The 21,149-nt window shown below is 50.6% G+C and carries 17 protein-coding genes; 3 read left to right on the top strand and 14 right to left on the bottom strand.

Annotation, left to right across the window (positions count from 1 at the left end; all coding sequences use genetic code 11):
• Positions 1–5: 5 nt before the first annotated feature.
• From HZU75_RS01685 to HZU75_RS01695, 3 genes are all read right to left on the bottom strand, one after another.
• The gene (locus HZU75_RS01685) at positions 6–518 is read right to left on the bottom strand and encodes a GNAT family N-acetyltransferase (RefSeq protein ID WP_180307489.1); all 513 of its coding nucleotides are present in this window, start codon (positions 516–518) and stop codon (positions 6–8) included.
• Between the two features lie 176 nt (positions 519–694).
• Positions 695–1,696, bottom strand: a complete 1,002-nt coding sequence (locus HZU75_RS01690; RefSeq protein WP_180307490.1) for a nucleoid-associated protein — start codon at positions 1,694–1,696, stop codon at positions 695–697.
• A gap of 168 nt (positions 1,697–1,864) precedes the next feature.
• Positions 1,865–2,350 carry a hypothetical protein gene (locus HZU75_RS01695; RefSeq protein WP_180307491.1) on the bottom strand — a complete coding sequence of 162 codons (486 nt, stop codon included), beginning with the start codon at positions 2,348–2,350 and terminating at the stop codon, positions 1,865–1,867.
• Positions 2,351–2,367: 17 nt separating this feature from the next.
• Here HZU75_RS01695 and HZU75_RS01700 point away from each other — a divergent pair, with 17 nt between their 5' ends.
• Positions 2,368–2,973, top strand: a complete 606-nt coding sequence (locus HZU75_RS01700) for an acyl carrier protein phosphodiesterase (protein WP_180307492.1) — start codon at positions 2,368–2,370, stop codon at positions 2,971–2,973.
• 6 nt (positions 2,974–2,979) lie between these two features.
• Here the strand turns inward: HZU75_RS01700 and HZU75_RS01705 are convergent, their stop codons facing one another.
• The 5 genes from HZU75_RS01705 to HZU75_RS01725 all read right to left on the bottom strand — a co-directional run bounded on the left by HZU75_RS01705 (position 2,980) and on the right by HZU75_RS01725 (position 11,471).
• Positions 2,980–4,506 carry an HD domain-containing phosphohydrolase gene (locus tag HZU75_RS01705; protein WP_180307493.1) on the bottom strand — a complete coding sequence of 509 codons (1,527 nt, stop codon included), beginning with the start codon at positions 4,504–4,506 and terminating at the stop codon, positions 2,980–2,982.
• A 137-nt stretch (positions 4,507–4,643) separates the two neighbouring features.
• Complete coding sequence (locus HZU75_RS01710; RefSeq protein ID WP_180307494.1) at positions 4,644–5,087, bottom strand: GNAT family N-acetyltransferase; 444 nt, start codon at positions 5,085–5,087, stop codon at positions 4,644–4,646.
• 14 nt (positions 5,088–5,101) lie between these two features.
• The gene (gene tldD, locus HZU75_RS01715; protein WP_180307495.1) at positions 5,102–6,553 is read right to left on the bottom strand and encodes a metalloprotease TldD; all 1,452 of its coding nucleotides are present in this window, start codon (positions 6,551–6,553) and stop codon (positions 5,102–5,104) included.
• 101 nt (positions 6,554–6,654) lie between these two features.
• A complete protein-coding gene (locus tag HZU75_RS01720) occupies positions 6,655–7,491 on the bottom strand; it encodes a carbon-nitrogen hydrolase family protein (RefSeq protein WP_180307496.1) in 837 nt (278 codons plus the stop codon).
• 62 nt (positions 7,492–7,553) lie between these two features.
• Positions 7,554–11,471 (bottom strand): YhdP family protein, encoded by a 3,918-nt coding sequence (locus HZU75_RS01725; RefSeq protein ID WP_180307497.1) that lies wholly within the window; start codon positions 11,469–11,471, stop codon positions 7,554–7,556.
• Between the two features lie 148 nt (positions 11,472–11,619).
• Here HZU75_RS01725 and glnE point away from each other — a divergent pair, with 148 nt between their 5' ends.
• Positions 11,620–14,310 carry a bifunctional [glutamate--ammonia ligase]-adenylyl-L-tyrosine phosphorylase/[glutamate--ammonia-ligase] adenylyltransferase gene (gene glnE / locus HZU75_RS01730; RefSeq protein WP_180307498.1) on the top strand — a complete coding sequence of 897 codons (2,691 nt, stop codon included), beginning with the start codon at positions 11,620–11,622 and terminating at the stop codon, positions 14,308–14,310.
• A 76-nt stretch (positions 14,311–14,386) separates the two neighbouring features.
• Here glnE and HZU75_RS01735 read toward each other — a convergent pair whose 3' ends face one another.
• Positions 14,387–14,878, bottom strand: coding sequence for a hypothetical protein (locus HZU75_RS01735; protein WP_180307499.1), 492 nt, complete (start codon positions 14,876–14,878; stop codon positions 14,387–14,389).
• Between the two features lie 78 nt (positions 14,879–14,956).
• Here HZU75_RS01735 and HZU75_RS01740 point away from each other — a divergent pair, with 78 nt between their 5' ends.
• Positions 14,957–15,745 carry a pseudouridine synthase gene (locus HZU75_RS01740; RefSeq protein ID WP_180307500.1) on the top strand — a complete coding sequence of 263 codons (789 nt, stop codon included), beginning with the start codon at positions 14,957–14,959 and terminating at the stop codon, positions 15,743–15,745.
• Between the two features lie 57 nt (positions 15,746–15,802).
• Here the strand turns inward: HZU75_RS01740 and HZU75_RS01745 are convergent, their stop codons facing one another.
• The 5 genes from HZU75_RS01745 to HZU75_RS01765 all read right to left on the bottom strand — a co-directional run bounded on the left by HZU75_RS01745 (position 15,803) and on the right by HZU75_RS01765 (position 21,135).
• Positions 15,803–16,891: an ABC transporter ATP-binding protein gene (locus HZU75_RS01745; RefSeq protein ID WP_180307501.1), complete on the bottom strand. Its 1,089-nt coding sequence runs from the start codon at positions 16,889–16,891 to the stop codon at positions 15,803–15,805.
• A gap of 138 nt (positions 16,892–17,029) precedes the next feature.
• On the bottom strand, positions 17,030–17,887 hold the full coding sequence (locus HZU75_RS01750; protein ID WP_180307502.1) for a carbohydrate ABC transporter permease: 858 nt from the start codon (positions 17,885–17,887) through the stop codon (positions 17,030–17,032).
• Positions 17,880–18,773: a carbohydrate ABC transporter permease gene (locus HZU75_RS01755; protein ID WP_180307503.1), complete on the bottom strand. Its 894-nt coding sequence runs from the start codon at positions 18,771–18,773 to the stop codon at positions 17,880–17,882. Before HZU75_RS01755 ends, HZU75_RS01750 begins: the two co-directional genes overlap by 8 nt.
• Positions 18,774–18,995: 222 nt before the next feature.
• Complete coding sequence (locus HZU75_RS01760) at positions 18,996–20,240, bottom strand: ABC transporter substrate-binding protein (RefSeq protein WP_180307504.1); 1,245 nt, start codon at positions 20,238–20,240, stop codon at positions 18,996–18,998.
• Positions 20,241–20,502: 262 nt separating this feature from the next.
• Positions 20,503–21,135, bottom strand: a complete 633-nt coding sequence (locus HZU75_RS01765; RefSeq protein ID WP_180307505.1) for a response regulator transcription factor — start codon at positions 21,133–21,135, stop codon at positions 20,503–20,505.
• Positions 21,136–21,149 lie beyond the last annotated feature (14 nt).

Raw genomic sequence — 21,149 nt, forward strand, 5'->3', positions numbered from 1 at the left:
TGCCTTTAGACTTTGTTCAGTGGCAGGTACATGTGCACTTCATCGTGAAACTCACCATCAACCAACAAAGCATTGGGCTCATGCCCAAAACTTTTGAAATTAAGCGATTGATACAAAGCAATCGCCGCACCATTGCCAGCATTCACGCTAAGGTTAATTTGCTGGATATCTTTGGTGGCTTGCGCCAAAGCGATAGCCTCCTGCAATAGAGCACGGGCAAGACCGCGAGCCCTAGCCTGAGGTGTGACATACAGCCCCCAGATCAGCGCTTTATGCGCCAGCTTATGCTTGTTTTCCCTGCCAAGGGCAACGATGCCGCTGAGTTCGTTATTGATAAACGCACCGAAGACACCCCGATCAGGCCTTGCAGCCAAACGATCCTCCACCGTTGAAAGCGGTAAATCCTTTTCTTCTTCGTAGCTAGACCCAAAGGCCAATGGCGATTCCTGCAATCCAGCAAGCCGCAACGCTTGAAAAACCGATGCATCACTCGAAATAAGGCGGCGAAGTTTTAGCATACGACCCCAAAATTAAGCAAAGCCCCTTACTAGCAGCCAAGGAAAATCATCGACTGACAAGAACAAGGTTAGCAACGGATTAAATACTTCACGCTACCAAGCCCACTCACTCTACTGGGTATCCCTGTGCAGGGCTTTACTTTAATAGCTCCAAATGAAATACCCTCAAAGTAAAATTATTGCTCCAGCAATGCTTTCTTCAACTCATCCGGAATATTCGACAGCACCAGCGTGTCGCTGTATTTATCGTAGATCACCGCGCCGCTGCGCAGGCTGGCGCGATCGAATTCGAGTTTCCATTGTGGGCCATTGGCTTTAAAACGCATCAGCGGTTTGATCGCGCGCCGATCAGGCACAAAGCCGTCGTTAATACCCAGCTCATCGCTTTGCAAGGCGGTTTGCAGTTGCGCGGGCGAGCTCGGGAAGACTTGCTCGGCGACGGTAGCGAGATCAACCTCGCCTTGGCCATCGCCCAAGGCATCTAAATAACTATGTGCGCGTTGGAACAACTCGTCGCGCTCGTTGCCGGCAATCGCTTGCTCATTCGCAAAGGCTTCCAGCCCTTTAACCAGTTTTTGGGTTTCTTTGAGTGGGGTCTTGACGTCGTTGCAGCCCAAAAAGGCTTTGAAATAGCCTGCGACATCGCCACGACCGCGCAAGAAGCTAACATAGCGCTCGCCACCGGACTTCCAGCCCCCCAGATCAATCCGGCCTGCAACGCGCAGATGATCCATATCCAGATGGATGCTATCAACGACACCCATCTCGTCGCTTATCGCGGTGCCGATGACTTCGCTAATGATGGCTATAAAAATAAACTGCATCGCCGCATTGCTGACCTGGGCAATCAACACATAGCCACCGCTGGCTAGCGGCTCGGCTTCGGCGCGGGTTTGTAGCTCGGCCATCATTTGCTGGCTTAAGGTGAGAAAATCGATACTTTGTGCTTGCGCGAAACTGTTGATTAGCTTGGGCATTGCAAAGCTCTCATCGTCCAGATCGAACTTGCCAAAGCCTTTGCCATTGCGCGTGCCATACAGTTCGCACAAGTGATCAACCAAACGCTGCGAGGCGCTATTGACCGCCAACGGCGCAGAGCCAAGCGCGACGCGCGCAGGGCCGTTGGGCTCTTTGTGCAGTTGATGGATGATCAGGTGTTCGATGGTATTGAGCGACATGGTTGGACTTATTTGAACTGAAGTTGCCGCTATTTTCCCACCCTTAAGCCCGTTGAGCCAGCTTCATCGCCGAATAACAACGTCTACACCGCGCCTACAAAGCTAAATGCCGCCGATCAGTTCATACGGAACAGAACGGAAAGCGAAGGCAGCACTTAGGGTTGGAATTTATTGCTCAGCGACGATTTTTTCGTTGTCTTCAATCTGCCGCTTTAATACCTGATAACAATCCTCAATGTGCGCATTACCCAGTATACGCATAGCGCCAAAGCTGATAGTCGCAGCCACAACCATACCTAGTATGGGTATAAACTTAGCCGCTTGTTTTGACACCATCCGCACGCCAACGCGTTTGAGTGCCAAGATAATCAGCTCTTTACTGGCGTAGCGCCCGATAAGCGAGCTGCCGATTGAGCTAATAATCACCAGCAATTTTCGCCGCGTACCATCGTCAAGCTGAGCCAGATCCTGCTCACCAAGATGGAATTTTTCATTAATCAGCGCAATCATTCGCGTCATAATGGCAACATCAGCGCCCACATCCAAACCAGGAATCGGCACGGCGGCAGCGGCCGCCGAAATCAGCGAGCGTTGATTGACTAAATCACGACATTCTTGCCGAATGGCTTCGAGCTCGGTCATTGTCATTTTCACTAGAGTATCCCTTGCCTATGAATTATCTGGCCCATCTGCATCTCGCGCCCAATGACGCGCAAGCGAGAATCGGCAATTTGCTGGGTGATTTTATCAAGCCTGCGCATGCGCAACATTTACCACTAGCGATGCAACTGGGCATGCAATTGCACCGCCAAATTGATCAATATACCGATGCACATTCACTGGTGCGCGACTGCAAACAGTTTATCGCACCTGAACGCCAGCGCTATGCTGGTATTTTGCTCGATATCTTTTTTGACCATTTTCTGGCGAGCCATTGGGCGAAGTTTCACCCGCAAGCACTGCCCAAATTTAGCCAGCAAATTTATGCCGAGCTAGCTCACTATGAGGGGCTACTGCCGAAAAGGTTGCAGGAAATATTGCCCAATATGATCCGTAACGACTGGCTAGCCGGCTATCAGCATCTGGAACGCGTCGCACAGGTGCTGGCGGGCTTTGCCAAATATCGCATCCAGCGCACCAGTCATTTTGCAGCGGGAATTGATGACTTAAGGGCACATTACACGCAATTGGAAGCGGCATTTTTGGCGTTTTATCCGCAGCTGCAAGCAATGACATGGGAACAAGCTGCATATATCGCGCCACATGGCCAGCGTTGAAGGGGTTTATTCAGGATCAGGCAATTGCCGTCGGATTGCTTGAAAATCGGCATAGCTGCTGAGCACTAAATCAACCAGTTGCGGGTCAAAATGCCGCCCTTTTTCAGCCTGCAAATGCGCCAGAATTTGCTCGTCAGTCCATGGCTCTTTGTAAGCACGGCGAGAAGCCAAAGCATCGACCACATCGACGACGGCCATTATCCGCGCCTCAAGTGGGATATCAGTGCCGATCAAGCCGCGTGGATAACCGGTGCCATCCCATTTTTCATGGTGATCACGCGCGATAATTGCCCCCATTTTGGCAATCACCCGTTTGGTTTTTTTCAGTAGCTGATAACCGAGCTCGGCATGGGTTTGCATCACTGCCCACTCGTCAGCATCAAGCTTGCCGTGTTTATGCAGAATGTGCTCAGGGATACCGATCTTGCCAATATCATGTAACGGTGATGCGTAGCGAATGGTTTCGCAAAACTCCGGAGACTGCCCCAATTGCCGGGCCAGCAACTCACACATCAAGGCCACGCGACGTACATGCATGCCCGTTTCTTTTGAGCGTTGCTCAATGGCATCGCCGATTACCAGCAGCAACTCTTTTTGCGTTTCCTGAATATTTTCTTTGGTGTAGAGCGATTCAAAAATCAGCGCCACATTGCTGGCAAACATTTGCAAAAGTTTCGTCTGCAATTCATCGAGTGGCTTAGCCAAGCTTGCGTACAGCACGTTGGATGAGTTTTCGCCAATTTGAAAACAGGCCAGAAATGCAAAATCAGGCAGCTGGTTTTGCCCGCCAGCATTGGCAAAATTAACCAGTTCGCGGACATGATCAGGCAAAATAGGTGTACTGAGGTCATCTTCAACCCGCACATTCTCACCGGTCGCAGCCAGCACGTTATTGACCTTATCGCCGTACAGATCAATCGATTGTGAAACAAGATAGACTTCACTGGTTTGAATATTGAGTAGATCAAGTAATTGCTGCAATACGGCCGAGCCAAATTGATGCAGTGTGCGGCTGCGTAATACCGCCTGCGAGGAAGTAATAACTTTTTCCATCCCCAGCTGGGTATTGCTGATGGTCACAATATCGCGATAGGAGCGGATTGCTGCATAGATGCAAGTTTTGAGCTTGATATTAGTTAGCTCAGTTTTTGCTTTGTAATCGTTGATGTCATATTCCTGAATCACGACTTCTTCAGGATGCTGATTCGGCTGGCCAGTGCGCAAGATAATGCGCAATGCATGATTTTTTAACTCGGAACGGATCTTCTCAACCAACAATAAGCCCGCTTCCGGCGACTCCATCACCACATCAATAAAGGCCACGGCAATATCGGGATTGGCATTGAGCAACTCAAAACCACTACTGCCGCTGTCGGCATACAAGAGCTCAAGCGGTCGGCCATCAACCTTCACCCGCGAGAGTGATAAACGCGTTACTTCAAAAATATCGCGCTCATCATCAATCACCGCCACCTTCCACGGCATCAGTAGCTCATCGGCCAACACTGGTGCATCATCCAGCAGAAAATCCATGCCAGCACTTATCTTTGCAATCAATAAGGTTTCATCATAGTTTGATAAATGCACTTTTGCCCGATCAAATCGGTGACAGCAAAACAAAACACACAAGCGTATCCTTGGGTGTTTTCAGTGGCTAATGTAGGCAAGGGCTAATTGCGCTGCATTGGCACAAAGCGTATTCCACTTTCACTAGTTTGATCGGCGCCCACCGGCATAAAACCATAGCGCATATAAGCACCCATGCTATTGACGCTGGCGTTTACAGTGAGTAAGCGCTGATCTGCATCGGCTTTTTTGATCAGCGCACGGCCAACACCGCGACTTTGAAATTCGGGTAGCACAAATAACAAGGCAATATGTGCATCGGCGCGCACCTGCAGCACACCGATGACGGTGTTCTGAATCACCGCCACATAGCATTTGCCACCCACCGCATCTCGCGCGCGGATTTCGCTGGCCTGGGCAAACAGTCGAAATTGCTCGATGCCCGCCGGGCTTTGGTACTGCGCGGCAAGGTGTTGGAACGAGGCCCACACTACCTCGGCGGCACGGTCATACTCAGAGAATAAAATTTCGCGGATTTCTAATGCCATCGTCGTTCCAGACCTTAACCCGCAGTTCCGCCAACGGTGAGGCCACCGTCGATGCGCAGAGTCGGCTGCCCCACGCCCACCGGCACACTTTGGCCGTCTTTACCGCAAGTACCAACGCCCGGATCAAGCGCCATATCATTGCCAATCATTGACACGCGCGTCAGCACGTCTGGGCCATTGCCAATCAGCGTCGCACCTTTAACTGGATACAGCATTTTGCCGTTTTCAACGTACCAAGCTTCCGCAGCCGAAAACACAAATTTGCCGCTGGTAATATCCACCTGTCCGCCGCCAAAGTTCACTGCATAGAGACCTCGATCGATTGATGCGATGATTTCAGCGGGGTCTTTATCGCCGTTTTCCATCAAGGTATTGGTCATGCGCGGCATCGTGATATGCGCGTAGCTTTCGCGCCGACCATTGCCTGTAGCTGGCATCCCCATTAGGCGGGCGTTCAGGCTGTCTTGCAAATAGCCTTGCAAAATGCCGTCTTCGATCAGCACGGTGCGTTGCGTCGGATTGCCTTCGTCGTCGATATTGAGCGAGCCACGACGATCGGCGATGGTGCCATCGTCAACGACGGTAACGCCTTTGGCGGCTACGCGCTGGCCGATTTTGCCCGCAAATGCCGAGCTACCCTTGCGATTAAAATCGCCTTCCAAGCCGTGACCAATCGCCTCATGTAGCAAAATCCCTGGCCAACCACTGCCTAGCACCACGGTCATTTCACCGGCAGGCGCTGGGCGCGCATCGAGATTGAGCACCGCCTGATCGACTGCGCGTTTGGCATAATCGAGCAAAACGGCATCGGTGAAATAAGCATAATCAAAACGCCCGCCGCCACCGGCGCTGCCCTGCTCGCGTTGGCCGTTTTGCTCGATGATGACATTGATCGACAGGCGGCACAGCGGGCGCACATCTGCAGCACGATGGCCATCGTGACGGGCGATATAAATCACTTCATACTCGCTGGCGAGGCTCGCCGTCACCTGCACCACGCGCGGGTCCAGACTACGGGCGATTTGTTCGATTTTTTCCAGCAATGCCACTTTGGCCGCCTCATCCAAGCTCGCCAATGGATCTTTAGGGGTATAGAGCTGCAAACCCTGCTGCTTCTTGGCAAACGGAGCAATACCCTGCCCACCTTGCCGACCAATCGCACGAGTCGCTTGTGCGGCCTGACTTAAGGCGGCAAGACTAATATCATCCGAATAGGCAAAAGCGGTTTTCTCGCCGCTGATCGCGCGTACGCCAACGCCCTGATCGATATTAAAGCTGCCCGACTTCACAATGCCTTCGTCCAGACTCCACGCCTCGGAGCGGCTGTATTGGAAATACAAATCGGCATAATCGATTTCATGGCTGAGCATCTGGCCAAAGACGGTGTTGATCGCCTGATCATCGAGTGAAAATGGCGTGAGCAATTGTTGCTCGGCGATTGCAAAATGATCCAGTGAAGTGCTCATTGTTCTACCTAATTTAATCTGTCCCACGAAGTGACTTAGCCAAACCTCAAGCCAGCCACCACGTCATGCAAGACGCAGCGAGATAATTGCTGCCGTTTTACTTATTTAAACACACGATGCTGCAGAGCAGGCAATATCGTTCTGACTCTGTGTAATTGCGTGGCTTTGAGTTCGGCCCGCGCCAGCCCTTCGCCCTCAGGCAACACATTGAGCACCACGCCCCATGGGTCGATCAGCATACTATGGCCAAAGGTGGCCCGCCCGCTCGGATGCACACCACCTTGACCCGATGCCACCACAAAACACTGGTTTTCAATCGCACGCGCGCGTAGCAAAACTTCCCAATGCGCGCGTCCGGTGGTGGCGGTAAACGCGGCGGGCAGCACCCAAATATCAACTTCGCCGACTGTATCCAGCGAGCGAAATAGCTCGGGAAAGCGTAAATCATAGCAAACCGCCAAGCCGACACGGCCAAATGGCGTGTCAAACGCCACCGGTTGCTGCCCAGCGCTAATGGTATCGGCCTCGGCAAAGCATTCGGTGCCGTTGGCAAAGCCGAATAGATGAATTTTGTCATAGCGCGCGACACACTCGCCCGCGGGGTTAAACGCCAGACAGCTATTCATTACTTTATCGGGATCGCCCGACACCAGCGGAATAGTACCGCCCACTAGCCAGATATGGTGCAAGCGAGCTTGCTCAGCCAAAAATGTTTGCAATGGCGTGCTATCGGATGCGGTGTCGGCGCGACGAAATGGCTCTTGGTGTGCCAGTTTATCGCGATCACTATGGCCCATAATCGCAAAATACTCGGGCAAGACCACCAATTGCGCGCCTGATGCGGCCGCTTCAGCAATCAATTGCGCCGCGCGCGCCAAATTGGTGGACACATCTGGGCCCGAGATCATTTGTACTGCACAAGCAATTAGACTTTGCATATACTCAACCCTGTATCAACCGATGAACCATACTCACAAATAGCCGCAAGAGCATACCCCCGTCAATTTAAGCGAGGGGACTCAGGTTTGACGCCAATTTTCTTAATTTGTGGATCACTCATACTACCGTCGATTTGAAACTCATAAGCAACGAGTTCACCTAATGGGTTATCCATTACCGATTGCACCGCCAGCGTAGCCAAGCCCGCCAAGGGATTGAGCACGCCAACCCCCAGAGCGACCGCACCACCGATACTTGGCACAATTCGTACTCGTAAATGCTGAGTCCCCGCCACAAAATTAGCGTCACCGCTAAAGCGCACCTTGGCGGCCGGGCCATTAATTTTCAGATTATTCGTTCGTGCCACGCCCTGCTCTATCGTCGCAGAACCAGAGATTTCATCAAACTCAAACCCAGCACTAAACACATCGCTAAAGTCAAGCTTTAAGCGACGTGGCAATGCCTGCAAGCTCAGAATTGAAATAAAGCGACCGACACCAGGCTCAAGCTTAGTAAACTGCCCCGCCCCGATGGTTAGATCCATTTTACCGTTGAGCGTATTCCATTCCGGCGACCACGGTGCGCCCTGCCACTGACCATCACCATAAAAGTGCAACGGCGCTTGCTTCATCGCCTCTGGGTAGCCCAAGCGTTTTAGCAATTTACCCAGATTAGGGGACTCAACCCGCACCTTGGCCTGAGTTCGCTCGCTGAAATCTTGCTTAAACCACTGGCCTTCAAAAGTAATTTGCCCATCGGGGTTACGCAAGCTGAGTTCATCAAAATCAATCCCACGATTTTGTGGCTTACTTTGTAGAGTTAAGGTGCCCAATTCAATCGACTTAAAACGGAAATCATTGGCGACCAAATGCAAAGCTGGCCAATTTAGCCAATCTTCCAACTCTTCCTTCGCAGGCTCTGCCAAGGGGCCGCGCGGCAGAAATTTGCCTTTTTTATCCAGCGCGTTATTAGCGGTACTTGCATTTTTAAGCGGTAGCCACAGTTTTTGCAATTGCGCATGGATGCGGTTATTGGCAATCTGCCACTGCACATCACCTGCAATTTGTTGGCTACTCAGGCTGGCTTGTAGGCCTTTATCGCTCAATTGACCCGATACCACCACATCACTAAGCACTTTACCAGCCACATTAACTTGATCGAATCCCAGCTGATCAATCACGATTTGCGGGATAGTTTTGGCCACGGATTTTCCGCTTGGTTGTGCCACACTCAACATTGGTAGCCAATCATTCAGGTTTAATTGCGACCATTGCCCACCAATTTGTATCCCCTTGCCATCTAATGTGAGCTGGCTTAACACCGTAGCAGACGTTTCATTGGCTAATAGCACTTTGCCGCGCAGCGCAGCTGGCTCACTACTGAGTAACAAAGCGGCTTGCAGGGCCTTGCCGTAACTTAAATCGAGTCGTGGTAAGGCATGCTCACGGCTGACTTTGAGTCGAAATGGGCGCGTTTGCTGCGCAGTTTTTCCTAAAGGGGCTGGCAAATTGACTATGCCACCTTGTAATTCCGAACTTAAGTTTAATGCGTAGCTATCTTCATCCACCTGCAAATTAGCTTGAAATGGCACGCTTCCCTGCAACCAGCTGCTAAGTGGGGGAGCGTAGTACTGCAAAGTCTGCGCCAACTCGGCTTGCCCCTTTAGGCTCAGCAGCAGCTCGCCTTTGGCATCGGTCTGCCCTTGAATGATGACGCTTCCACCCAAAGCCTTTGCGGTAGAGGGCAGCACTTTCATACTCGACTCAGTAAAGCTCACGGCACCTTTGGCCTGAGTTAATACGGGAATAGTGGCTCCAAAATTAAGCTGATTCCCGGTGAACGCAAATTGGCCTTTGATGCGGGTTTGTTCGATGTCCTCAATCGGAATATCCAACTGTAGCGCCAGCTCACCTGAACCTTCAGACTTCAGTTCATTCAGAAAGCCATGTGTCGCCTGTCGCACAGGGCTATGCTGCACGAAGTAGAGAAAATCGGCCGTTTTACCTTTGAGTCGGCCATCAACCAGCACATGCTGCTGCTGTTCCAAATTAGGAATGGTCACTTTGACCTTATCAAACGCTGTGCCTGTAATATCACCACGCTGTGCATCCACGGTCAGCTGCATACCATCAATCAGCACTTGACCATCAACCTTGGTAATCACCGGCCAATCATCACCATAATTAATGGTGACATTCGCAGCTTGCGTTTTCACCATAAATTGCCCAGCCTTTGCCGCTGGCGTACCCAAGGTATAGGGAAATTGCGCCACATCGCCACGCCAGATAAGTTGACCTTTTTGAGCCTCCCCAGCCAGTAGCGAGGTTTTTAACCAGATCAGCACATCGTCGGACAAGACGCGTGGCAAATAGGCAAAAACACGGTTAGCCGCCAGTCGATTAATATTGGCACTAACATCTACCTGCCCCATTCCCTGTCCAGGCCAGCTATAACGACCTTCCGCAGCAAGATCTAGCTCATCACTCACAGCCTTAAAGCCATCGATATTGAGCGCCCAACCTTTACCTTCACGCTGCCAATCGACTTGGGTCTGCAAGCGGGAAAACTGCATTGGCTCCAAAAATTGTGCGGGGTAGTTAAATTGCGCATTTTGTCCAAGCAGCTTTAGCCGGCCGCCACGAGGCTCAAACTGCAGATCAATATCAATGCCAGCCACTTCGGGCCAAGCTGGCGCATTTTTCAGCGCGAATTGCGAGGTTTCTAATTCAACCTTTAAGTCACGCACGGCAGGTAAAGGCGCATTTGGTTCAAGCGGCCAGCGCCCGGGCCATTCAACACTGAATTTTTCGAGAGTACCGCCCAATTGGGCATGTCGATATTGGCTCAGACTGGCAGGAAAAAACACACTATAGGCATTAAGACCAGCCAGTGACCAATTTCGTGCCGTGAGCGTCTGGCTTTGTGCCGTTTGCAAATATTCCAATTCACAATTACGGCACAGAGTTTGACCAGCACCATCAATCTGCTCGGCCAAAATTTGTAATGTACGCAGCTGATCGCGATCTTGCCAAATAATGCGCCCATTAAAGAGTGGCAAATCTAGCTCTGGCTGATTTGCCAACTTTAACCGCCATTGCGTTAGCTTTAGATCACTAGCTACCCCCTCTAGCTTGCCATCGGCCAATTCTAATTTGAGTGCGAGCGCACCAATGCCAGAACGAACTTGCAACTGTGGCAGCAATGGTGATAGCCATGGCGCGGCATGGCTTAAATTGGCACGAGGCAGCTCGAACTTGAGCCAACCACTCCATTGAGCAAGCTGATTCACATCGCTACCACTCAAATTTGCACTGAGTTCAACGGGCGACCCAGCAAGCTGAGTGGGAGAAAATTTGAGCAACAGCTTGTGCCGGGAAAACCAATTTTGCACATTCAGCTGCACATTATCTGCGCTAAGCGCAGGAAACTCGCCCCGCTGATCTTCCAGCCGCAATATACCACGTGAAATCGTCAATTCGCCCTGCTCTAGTAGCCAATTGAGTAACTGTCCGTCGCTGTGCTGGCCACCTGCCAGAGTGATCCCAGCAATTTGCCACTGCCGATTTTTAAGCCGAACAATATCTAATTGCGGAGCCTGTAAATGCAAATGGCTAAAGTTAAGCTGCCCCAACAATAAATGCCACCAAGACAAGCTCCCTTCCATGTTGGAGAACTCTAGTGCGGCATGTTGCTGAGCATTGAGTAACTGAAAGCGCTGTAAAGCGAGTTGAGGGCGAATGCCCTCCCAGCCGCCACTGAGCTTGGCAATGCGCACAGGTGCGCCAATGCGCTGGCTCAACATTTGCTCTAACCAAGGTTTGTAATCATTTAAACGTGGCACCAGCCAGAATTGCCACAGCAGTGCGCAAAGGGATAGCAACAAGCCACAGGTCAAAACCAGCCGTTTGAGCCACCGAAGATGCCAATGAGTTAAACGCGCGGTCAGCGACTTGAGCTGACGCAATAAATCCAAGGACATCTAGGTTCCGAGTAAGACACCGTGCACTCAAACGCAAGAAGCTGTGCTACGGTTAGGGGGTATGAAATTGCCGAGCATTTTACCTTGAATTCCGGCGCAAAACAGCTGCAATGCACGACTTAAAACCAAGAAAAATTGAGTAAATGCCATGACAGATCAGCTTCTAGAACCTCAACCTCTCCTTGTTGCAGCGCAAGCGCATAGCCGTTATCTGCAAAGACTGTTTCTTTGCCACCCACAATTGGCGCAACTTACTGTGGAGCAAGCACAGCAGCCATTTACGCGGCAGGCCATGCTGGAACAGCTCCAGGCCAATCCTGCCACTAGCGATGAAGCACTAAGCCTGCAATTGCGACAACTACGGCAAGCAGTCATGGCCCGTCTGATCGTGCGCGAGATCAATGGTTTATCCGACCTGACCGAAGCCATGCACACCATTTCAGATCTAGCCGAGGTCGCGATTGAACGCGCATTGGCGTGGGTAAGCCAGCCTGATGAGCGCTTTGGTCAACCCATCGGCGAGGAAAGCGGCACGGTACAAGAACTAATTGTGGTGGGCATGGGCAAACTGGGCGGGCGTGAGCTCAATGTCTCGTCCGATATCGACCTGATCTTTATTTATCCCGAAGATGGCGAAACCAATGGTCGGCGCAAAATCAGCAACCATGAATATTTCGTCAACATCGGCAAACGGCTGATCCGCCTGATTGGCGACACCGATGCCAATGGCTTTGTATTTCGCGTTGACATGCGCTTGCGGCCTTTTGGCGATTCGGGCCCATTAGTCTGCAGCTTTGCCGCGTTAGAAAACTACCTGCTAACCCAAGGGCGTGAGTGGGAGCGCTATGCTTGGATCAAAGGCCGCGCGCTCACTGGCGACGAGGCTAGCGTGAAGGGCTTAATGGATCTGATCACACCGTTTGTGTATCGCAAATATCTGGATTACGGTGCTTATCAGTCGATGCGCGAGCTACACAGCCAGATTCGCCGTGAAGTCGAACGCAAAGATCGGCTCGACAATGTGAAATTGGGGCCAGGGGGTATTCGCGAGATCGAGTTTATTGGTCAAGTCTTCCAGCTAATACGGGGGGGGCGTAACAAAACCCTGCGTTCACGCGCCAGCCAGCAGATCTTGGCACAGCTGGCTGAGCAAGGTCATTTACCCGATGAGGTCGTTACTGAACTGCAAGCGGCGTATGTGTTCTTGCGCGATGTCGAGCACCGGATTATGTATCTGGATGATGCACAAACTCAGATGCTACCGGGCAACAGCGAAGACCAACAGCGACTAGCATTGAGTATGGGGTTTGCCAATTGGGATGAATTCCGTGCTCAACTCGATGCGCATCGCCACCTCGTAAGTAAACACTTTGAAGAAGTATTTCTGCAACCTGATCAAAATACCCCCCAGGGGAATAAAGCCGAAGAGCAGATTGATGCTTTTAGTGAAGGCAATACACCATATTACACTCAGCTAGGTTACCAGCAAGCAGCAGAAATTGAGCGTCGCCTTTCCGCGATGCAAGACAGCAGTAAATACCGGCAAATGCCTGATCGCTGCCGGCGCCGCTTAGATAGCATTTTGCCCAACCTAATTAGCACCACCGCGCAATTTGATAAGCCGGATGCCACCTTAATGCGGCTGCTGGATTTACTCGATGCCATTAGCCGTCGGGAGTCGTATCTGGCCTTACTAGCCGAGCATCCACAAACCCTGAAACGACTGGCCAGCCTATATAGCGCCAGCCCTTGGGTATCCGAATACCTAACCCGACATCCGATTTTGCTGGATGAATTATTAGATATTCGCTTATTACATCAAGTACCCGACTGGGAAAAATTGGGGCGATTATTGCGACACGAAATGCAGGAGCTGGCTGATGATGTTGAGGCACGGATGGATTGCCTACGCCATTTTCAGCATTCGCAGATATTCCGCTTGGTGTCGCAAGATTTAGCCGAGTTACTGCCGCTAGAAAAATTATCTGATCATTTATCCGACCTAGCCGACTTGATTTTGAATGTTGCGCTCGAGCAAGCTTGGCAAGATTTGCCCAATAAGCATCGTGAGCATCCGTCATTTGCCATCATCGGCTACGGTAAACTCGGCGGCAAAGAGTTGGGGTTCGCCTCGGATCTGGATATTGTTTATCTATATGATGATGACCACCCTAGTGCGGCCGACATCTATGCTCGGCTAGCCAAGCGTATTGTCAATTGGCTCACCTCAATGACTAGCGCCGGACAATTGTATGATATTGATTTGCGCTTACGACCGAATGGCTCGTCTGGTTTACTGGTTTCAACAGTAGAAGCCTTTGCAGAGTATCAACAGAAATCTGCCTGGGTTTGGGAGCACCAGGCCATTACCCGCGCCCGCTATTGTGCAGGGGATCGGCAAGTGGGGGCCGCCTTTGAACAGATCCGTCATCAAGTCCTATGCTCGAACCGGAATGTGCCCGATTTACAAGCCGAGGTGCTCAATATGCGCAATAAAATGCTGGAAACTCATCCGGCATTGGCCAGCGATGTAAAACATCGGCGCGGCGGTATTGTAGATATTGAATTCATTGTGCAGTTTTTAATTTTGGGCTATTCGGCCCAAATACCTGCACTCACAGCCAATAGCGGCAATATTGCGTTATTAGATGTCGCCGCCAAACATACACTCCTGAGTACCGACGCGGCTGAGCAAGCACGCACCGCTTATCGTGAACTACGGCGCTTGCAACACCGACACAGACTCAATGGTACCGCATTGGATTTGGCTATGATTGCCCCAATTGAGCCCCAATTGGCGGCCGTGCAAACCTTATGGCAACAGCTTTTTCCAGCCTGAAGACACAATTGAGTGGCAGACAAAAACGGCGCCATAGGCGCCGTTTTTATTTATCATTATCAGATAGGTCAACTGCTCACATGCCAACAAATTGACCAAAGTGGGCCGCAGATTTTCCTGATGGCATATAGCTCGCCAGCCAATCAATTTCTTGCTTAACATGTTCCATGAGCATCACGACATGTACCGGATTAGTGTTATTGGCAAACCAAAATTCCTTGCGCCATACCGCATGAGGCAAATCTAGCGGGTCACCACCTGGGGTAAGCTCATCAATTGAAGGCGCACGTTGCTGATAGTCATTTAGCGCCAAAATCTCACTTAAAGGACTGATTACACGCGTCACTTCAATCACAAATGCACACATCTCAGGCGACATTTGTTGCAAGTTAGCATAAGCTTCGCACTTCAGTTCGAGCAATTTAAATTCAGTGCGGCAGCATTGCGGACATAGGAAGGCTTTGCCTGTTTCTACAAGCTCTGCGAAATGTTCTTTGCGCTCATCGTACGGCAGAATCGGGTGCGCATGTCCGCATTTATAGATCGTTTGATTAACGACGATTTCCATTAGTCATTCCAATCCTTAAGCAAGAATTCAGAATAACACAGCAATTGCTGACACAAAACACCTTTAATCAACTCAAATATGCTTTCTATCCTTTATCGCGACGATGAACTGATCGCCATCAATAAACCTAGTAATTTGCTGGTTCACAAAACCGAACTCGACTTCTTCGAAAAAGAGTTTGCATTGCAGCAATTACGTGATCAAATTGGCCAGCATGTTTACCCTATTCACCGCCTAGATAAAGCGACCTCGGGTGCATTACTCTTTGCGCTCAATAGCGAGATGGCGCGGTTGATGAGTGATGCTTTTGCAACACGGCAGGTCGATAAACGCTATTTGGCCTTAGTACGTGGCTGGCCAGCCGAGGCTGGAGTAATAGACCACCCCTTGTCGATCCGTCAGGATGATGTAGATCCACGCACGCCGATCGATCACAAAGCACCACAGCAGGCTACCACCCAATACCAGCGTTTGGCGCAATTTAGCCTCGATTGGGCAGTGGATAAATATCCGACCAGTCGTTATGCCCTATTGGCACTCACACCGATTACCGGACGTCGACATCAGATCCGTCGCCACTTAAAACATTTAAGCCATCCAATTATCGGCGATAGCACTTATGGAAAAGGGCGGCATAATCGCGCCTTTGCGGAAGCGTTCGAAGTCGATCGACTGTTGCTTGCATGCACCGGCCTAGCTTTTACCCATCCCCGTAGCCAGCAAAAAATCAGCCTTAATTGCCCTTTAACCGGAGATTTTGCGCATGTGCTGCTGCAACTGGGCGCTCAAAGCGCCTTAGAAGCAGCTCAAATCGAATGGCTCCCCCCACAAGTCAGCTGCCCACGACGACGCAATATTTGGGTATAGCACAGCATAAAAAAGGCCCGCGTCTGCGGGCCTTTTGATTTGAAGCTGCGAACAATACTAGGCAATTCGTAATTCGGTTTCGGGGTCAAACAACACCGCTTTTTTCACATCCAGAATCAAGGACAGTGAAGTGCCTGGTGCGGTAGCTGCACGGGGATGCACCCGCGCAATCATTTCGACACCATTGACCTCGCTGTAAATCATTGTGTCGGGGCCGGTTGGCTCGGTGATTTTTACTGCGCATTGCAATGCGTGCTCACTATGTTCGACATCCCACTGTTCAGGGCGCACACCCAAGATCACTTTTTGGCCGACCCGATCTTTCAACTCAGGGCGATCTGATAGCGCAATAAACTGCGGCACGCCATTGCCTTGTAAAGTCACGCCGATTTGCTCCCCCTGCTGTACCAAATGGCACGGGATAAAGTTCATCGATGGTGAGCCAATAAAACTAGCAACAAACAGATTAGCTGGGCGTTCGTAAATATCTTGCGGCGAGCCAAATTGCTGAATGATACCGTCTTTCATCACGGCAATTTTGTCGCCCAGCGTCATCGCCTCAATCTGATCGTGTGTCACATACACGATCGTGGTTTTTAGGCGTTGATGCAGTTGCTTGATCTCTACACGCATTTCGACGCGCAGCTTGGCGTCCAGATTCGATAGCGGCTCATCAAACAAAAATAATTTTGGATCCCGCGCCAAAGCACGACCCATTGCCACCCGCTGGCGCTGACCACCGGACAAAGCCGATGGTTTACGATCGAGCAAATGATCCATTTGCAGCATTTTGGCGACGCGATTGATGATTTCATTTTGCTCAGCTTTAGGCACGCCGCGCGTTTCCATGCCGAATGCAATATTTTGGCGCACATTCATCGTTGGATACAGCGCATAGCTTTGGAACACCATCGCAATATCCCGATCTTTAGGCGCGACATTGTTGACCACACGATCAGCAATGCAGACCTCGCCCGATGTCGCTTGCTCCAGCCCGGCGATGATATTCATTAACGTTGATTTGCCGCAGCCCGAGGGGCCGACCAAAATCAGAAACTCACCGGCCTCAATATCAATATTGATGCCTTTTAAAATGTGGGTATCGCCAAAACTTTTGGTGACGTTTTTAATGGCTAATGCGCCCATGTTGATTCTCCAGCGTGCCTGTGCACATTTTTAATGGCTCAGCGTATCGATGACTCGATGCAGCAGGCCCATTTTTATATACATTAGTGATGTATTACCCTGTAGAAAATATATTCAATACCCTACAGAGCAATACCCTTAACCTTTTACCGCTCCAGCGGTCAGACCACGCACGAAATACTTACCTGCAAACACATAGACCAAAATCGTGGGCAAGGCGGCGATCAGCGCGGCGGCCATATCGACGTTGTATTCCTTCACGCTGGTTGAGGTATTGGCCAGGTTATTGAGCCCCACCGTAATCGGCTGTGCATCACCCGATGCAAACACCACACCAAACAGGAAATCATTCCAAATTTGAGTAAATTGCCAGATCAAGGTCACCATAATGATCGGCGTACTCATCGGCAAAATAATGCGCCAGAAAATCCGCCAGAAACCCGCGCCATCGAGCCGTGCCGCTTTGATTAGCTCATCCGGAATACCCACGTAATAATTACGGAAAAATAGCGTGGTAGAAGCCGTGCCGCACACTACGTGGACAAAAACCAAGCCCGCCGTAGTATTAGCCAGGCCAAACATGCCCAGAGTTTGTGCCATCGGCAATAGCAAGACCTGAAACGGCATAAACACGCCGAACAGAATCATCGCAAACACCACTTCCGAGCCCCAAAAGCGCCATTTGGATAACACATAGCCATTAATTGCGCCCAGCATGGTCGAAATCGCCACCGCCGGAATCACCATTTGCACCGAATTCCAAAAGTAGCCCGACAGGCCATTACAGCTGACGCCAGTACACGCAGTACTCCACGCCTTGCTCCAGGCATCCAAAGTCACCGCCATGGGCATCGAAAGCAAATTGCCTGCACGAATTTCCTCAACACTTTTTACGGAGGTAGTCACCATCACATATAGGGGTAGCAAGTAATATGCGGCGGCAAACAGCAAGGCCCCATACAGCGCAAAGCGCCAAATCCGATCAGTATTAGCCATGATGATCTTTCCTTAATTCCGAATACAAATACGGCACGACAATGGCTGCCACAGTCGCCAGCATCATCATCGCGCTAGCCGCACCCAGACCAGTCTGGCCACGGGTAAACGCCATTGAATACATAAAGGTCGCGGGTAAATCAGACGAAAAGCCCGGGCCGCCGCCAGTTAGCGCCATCACCAAGTCAAAGCTCTTGATCGCGATATGCGACAAAATCATCAGCGTAGAAAACACCACCGGGCGCAGTGCCGGCAGGATAATCTTCCAGTAAATACGCGGTAGAGTAGCGCCGTCGATTTGTGCCGCTTTGATGATCGAATCATCGACGCCACGTAGCCCTGCTAAAAACAAAGCCATCACAAAACCGGATGACTGCCACAGACCCGCAATCACCACGGTGTAAATCGACATATCCGAATTGACCAACCAGTCAAAAGTAAAGCTAGTAAAGCCCCAGTCGTGCATCAGCTTTTCCAGACCCAAGCCAGGATTAAGCATCCATTTCCACGCGGTGCCGGTCACCACAAATGACAGTGCCATTGGGTAGAGATACAGCGTGCGAATAGCACCTTCACCACGGACTTTTTGGTCGAGCAAAATGGCCAAAGTAATGCCGATAGCCATTGCACCACCAATAAACAGTACGGCAAAGACGCCCAAATTACGTACAGCCACCCACCAGCGTTCGTTTTCAAACAAGGTGGCGTATTGCACCAAGCCAGCCCATTCGTAATTGGGTAAGAGGCGTGAATTGGTGAACGACAAATAGCCATTCCACGCGATAAAGCCGTAAAGAAAAACCAGCGTTAATAAAAAGGATGGCGCTAAAACAAGGCGCGGCAGCCAGCGCTCGGCAAACCCATAATGGGCGTTCGGCGTAGACATGGGGAACTCCTAGAAAACCCAAAGATAAAACTGAATACCCGTCAACGAATGACAGCAGCTTGGAACGCACAGCACATGCGCGAAGACCGACGAGTGACGGGAATGCGCGCGGTGGAAGTGGGATCGTTCTGCCGCAGACGTTTCATTCACACAGACACAACAAATTGCAGGGCACCTTGCTCATCCGTCGTATGGGATGAGCAAGGGCTTTACTCAGTGGATTTATTTAGTTTTTGCTGCTGCAGCCAATTTCATTGCCGCATCTTTGGCGCTCATTTTGTCGTCATTCCAGAACTGAGTAACGGCATCATAAACCGCGCCTTGGGTGGCCGATTTCATCGCCATACCATGCGCCCACGATGGCACTAAGCCACCTTTGGCTGCGGTCGCTTTGAAGTCCACGGCAGATTTTTTGCCGCACTCATCAAATTTATCCATTGCCAAATCAGTACGCGCAGGGATCGAGCCTTTGTTCAAGTTAAAGACTTCCTGGAACGCAGGGCTCATCAAGGTGCTGGCCAAATCATTCTGACCTTTCACTGCTGAAGCATCTTTTAACTTGAACATCGCAAAGCTGTCGATATTGAAGGTAAAGGCATTCGCTGTACCAGGTGCTGCCACACACAAGAAATCTTTGCCTGGTACTTTGCCAGCAGCGAGGAACTCACCTTTGGCCCAGTCGCCCATAAACTGCATTGCCGCTTTGCCATTGATCACCATGCTAGTGGCCAGATTCCACTCGCGGCCTGCTGCATTTTTGTCGGTAAATGGTTTGAGTTTTTTGTAGGTCTCGAGCACTTTAATCATCGTGGGGCCGGATAAAGTGGCTGAGTCGAGCTGAACAAAGGCTTTTTTGTAGAAGTCCACACCACCGACGCCCAGTGCCACTGATTCAAACACCGTACTATCTTGCCATGGCTGACCGCCGTAGGCTAAAGGCTGAATACCCGCTTTTTGCAATGCGGCAGCGGTAACGAAGAATTCGTCCCAAGTAGTTGGAACTTTGGCATTGGCTTTCTTGAGCAATTCTGGGTTAACCCACAACCAGTTTACGCGGTGAACATTTACTGGTGCTGCCACGTATTGGCCTTTGTACTTCATCACATTGGAAACAACAGGCGGCAATACTTTATCCCAGCCTTCTTTTTTGGCCACCGCGTCAATCGAGCCTAATACGCCTTCGTCACCCCACTCCTGAATCGATGGGCCTTTGATTTGTGCTGCAGCTGGTGGGTTACCCGAAACCACGCGGGTTTTCAAGGCGGTCATCGCATTTTCACCGCCACCACCCGCTACGGCAAAGTCTTTCCATTTATTGCCTTTGCCTTCCATCATTTTTTTCAACTCGGCAGCGGCTTTGGCTTCACCACCTGAAGTCCAGTAATGTAGAACTTCTACTTCAGCAGCTTGTACAGAAAAAGCCAGCGCCATGCTGGTGGCCAACAAACCCAATTTCAAGTTGCGCATTATCGAATCTCCAATGGTTTTTTATCGCGCCGAATACGGTTCACTCCGCTCCGGTTGTAGTCAGAATACGCACACTACACATTGCTCGAAATCAGGTAATCTCCTGTCAGGCTGACGCCCTAGGGTTATACCCTTATAGACCAATTCAGATTCAGAGTCTTTTTCTGACAAGATTGAAATATTAGCCGTAAAAATAAGGACTTAAAAATCACAAAAGCCCAGCAATGGGCTTTTTGTTAGAGATACAAGCAAAGCATACAATTTAAGAGCCAAGCAATTCATCCATTGGGATTTCTTTCAACATTGCGGCAAGTTCCATCGCAGAATGCACCTTCATTTTGATAAAAATACGTGCACGATGAACTTCCACGGTTTTGGTACTGATATCCAAGCGGTCGGCGATTTGTTTGTTCAATTTACCAAGCATGATCTCCTTGAGCACATCTCGCTCGCGTGGTGTTAGCTCGGCGACCAATTCGCTCACTTTTTGCTGATGGGCCGTAGCACCACGCCGGGCAATGTCTTTTTCAATGCACTCATTAACCCGCGCTAGCAGCTCGCGCTGATCGCAAGGCTTTTGCATAAAATCCATCGCACCATCTTTGAGGGCATTGACCGCCATGGGCACATCACCATGACCAGTAAGAAAAATCACGGGTGGCAGATAGTTGCCTTGCTTGAGCTCGGTAAATAATTCCAAACCGCTCATACCATCCATACGCACATCGACAATCAAACAGGCAAAGCGGCTGGCGTCGCCTTCTTCTAGAAAATCTTCCGCAGAAGGGTAATTAAGCGCAGTCCAGCCTTCGGTCTCCAGCAATAAACTGAGTGAATCACGTACCGCTTCATCATCATCGATAATTGCCACCATAGGGATGGGGTTGCTTTTCATGGACTTGCACTCCG

The sequence above is a fragment of the Chitinibacter fontanus genome (assembly GCF_013423785.1).
Lineage (GTDB): Bacteria > Pseudomonadota > Gammaproteobacteria > Burkholderiales > Chitinibacteraceae > Chitinibacter > Chitinibacter fontanus.

Excerpts from the sequence above, each read along its gene's own strand:
- HZU75_RS01750 (WP_180307502.1), bottom strand. The coding sequence starts at position 17,887 with ATGGCTAATACTGATCGGATTTGGCGCTTTGCGCTGTATGGGGCCTTG.
- tldD (WP_180307495.1), bottom strand. The coding sequence starts at position 6,553 with ATGAGCACTTCACTGGATCATTTTGCAATCGCCGAGCAACAATTGCTC.
- HZU75_RS01760 (WP_180307504.1), bottom strand. The coding sequence starts at position 20,240 with ATGCGCAACTTGAAATTGGGTTTGTTGGCCACCAGCATGGCGCTGGCT.
- HZU75_RS01725 (WP_180307497.1), bottom strand. The coding sequence starts at position 11,471 with ATGTCCTTGGATTTATTGCGTCAGCTCAAGTCGCTGACCGCGCGTTTA.
- HZU75_RS01720 (WP_180307496.1), bottom strand. The coding sequence starts at position 7,491 with ATGCAAAGTCTAATTGCTTGTGCAGTACAAATGATCTCGGGCCCAGAT.
- HZU75_RS01685 (WP_180307489.1), bottom strand. The coding sequence starts at position 518 with ATGCTAAAACTTCGCCGCCTTATTTCGAGTGATGCATCGGTTTTTCAA.
- HZU75_RS01745 (WP_180307501.1), bottom strand. The coding sequence starts at position 16,891 with ATGGGCGCATTAGCCATTAAAAACGTCACCAAAAGTTTTGGCGATACC.
- glnE (WP_180307498.1), top strand. The coding sequence starts at position 11,620 with ATGACAGATCAGCTTCTAGAACCTCAACCTCTCCTTGTTGCAGCGCAA.
- HZU75_RS01740 (WP_180307500.1), top strand. The coding sequence starts at position 14,957 with ATGCTTTCTATCCTTTATCGCGACGATGAACTGATCGCCATCAATAAA.
- HZU75_RS01705 (WP_180307493.1), bottom strand. The coding sequence starts at position 4,506 with ATGGATTTTCTGCTGGATGATGCACCAGTGTTGGCCGATGAGCTACTG.
- HZU75_RS01700 (WP_180307492.1), top strand. The coding sequence starts at position 2,368 with ATGAATTATCTGGCCCATCTGCATCTCGCGCCCAATGACGCGCAAGCG.
- HZU75_RS01690 (WP_180307490.1), bottom strand. The coding sequence starts at position 1,696 with ATGTCGCTCAATACCATCGAACACCTGATCATCCATCAACTGCACAAA.
- HZU75_RS01765 (WP_180307505.1), bottom strand. The coding sequence starts at position 21,135 with ATGAAAAGCAACCCCATCCCTATGGTGGCAATTATCGATGATGATGAA.
- HZU75_RS01755 (WP_180307503.1), bottom strand. The coding sequence starts at position 18,773 with ATGTCTACGCCGAACGCCCATTATGGGTTTGCCGAGCGCTGGCTGCCG.
- HZU75_RS01735 (WP_180307499.1), bottom strand. The coding sequence starts at position 14,878 with ATGGAAATCGTCGTTAATCAAACGATCTATAAATGCGGACATGCGCAC.
- HZU75_RS01710 (WP_180307494.1), bottom strand. The coding sequence starts at position 5,087 with ATGGCATTAGAAATCCGCGAAATTTTATTCTCTGAGTATGACCGTGCC.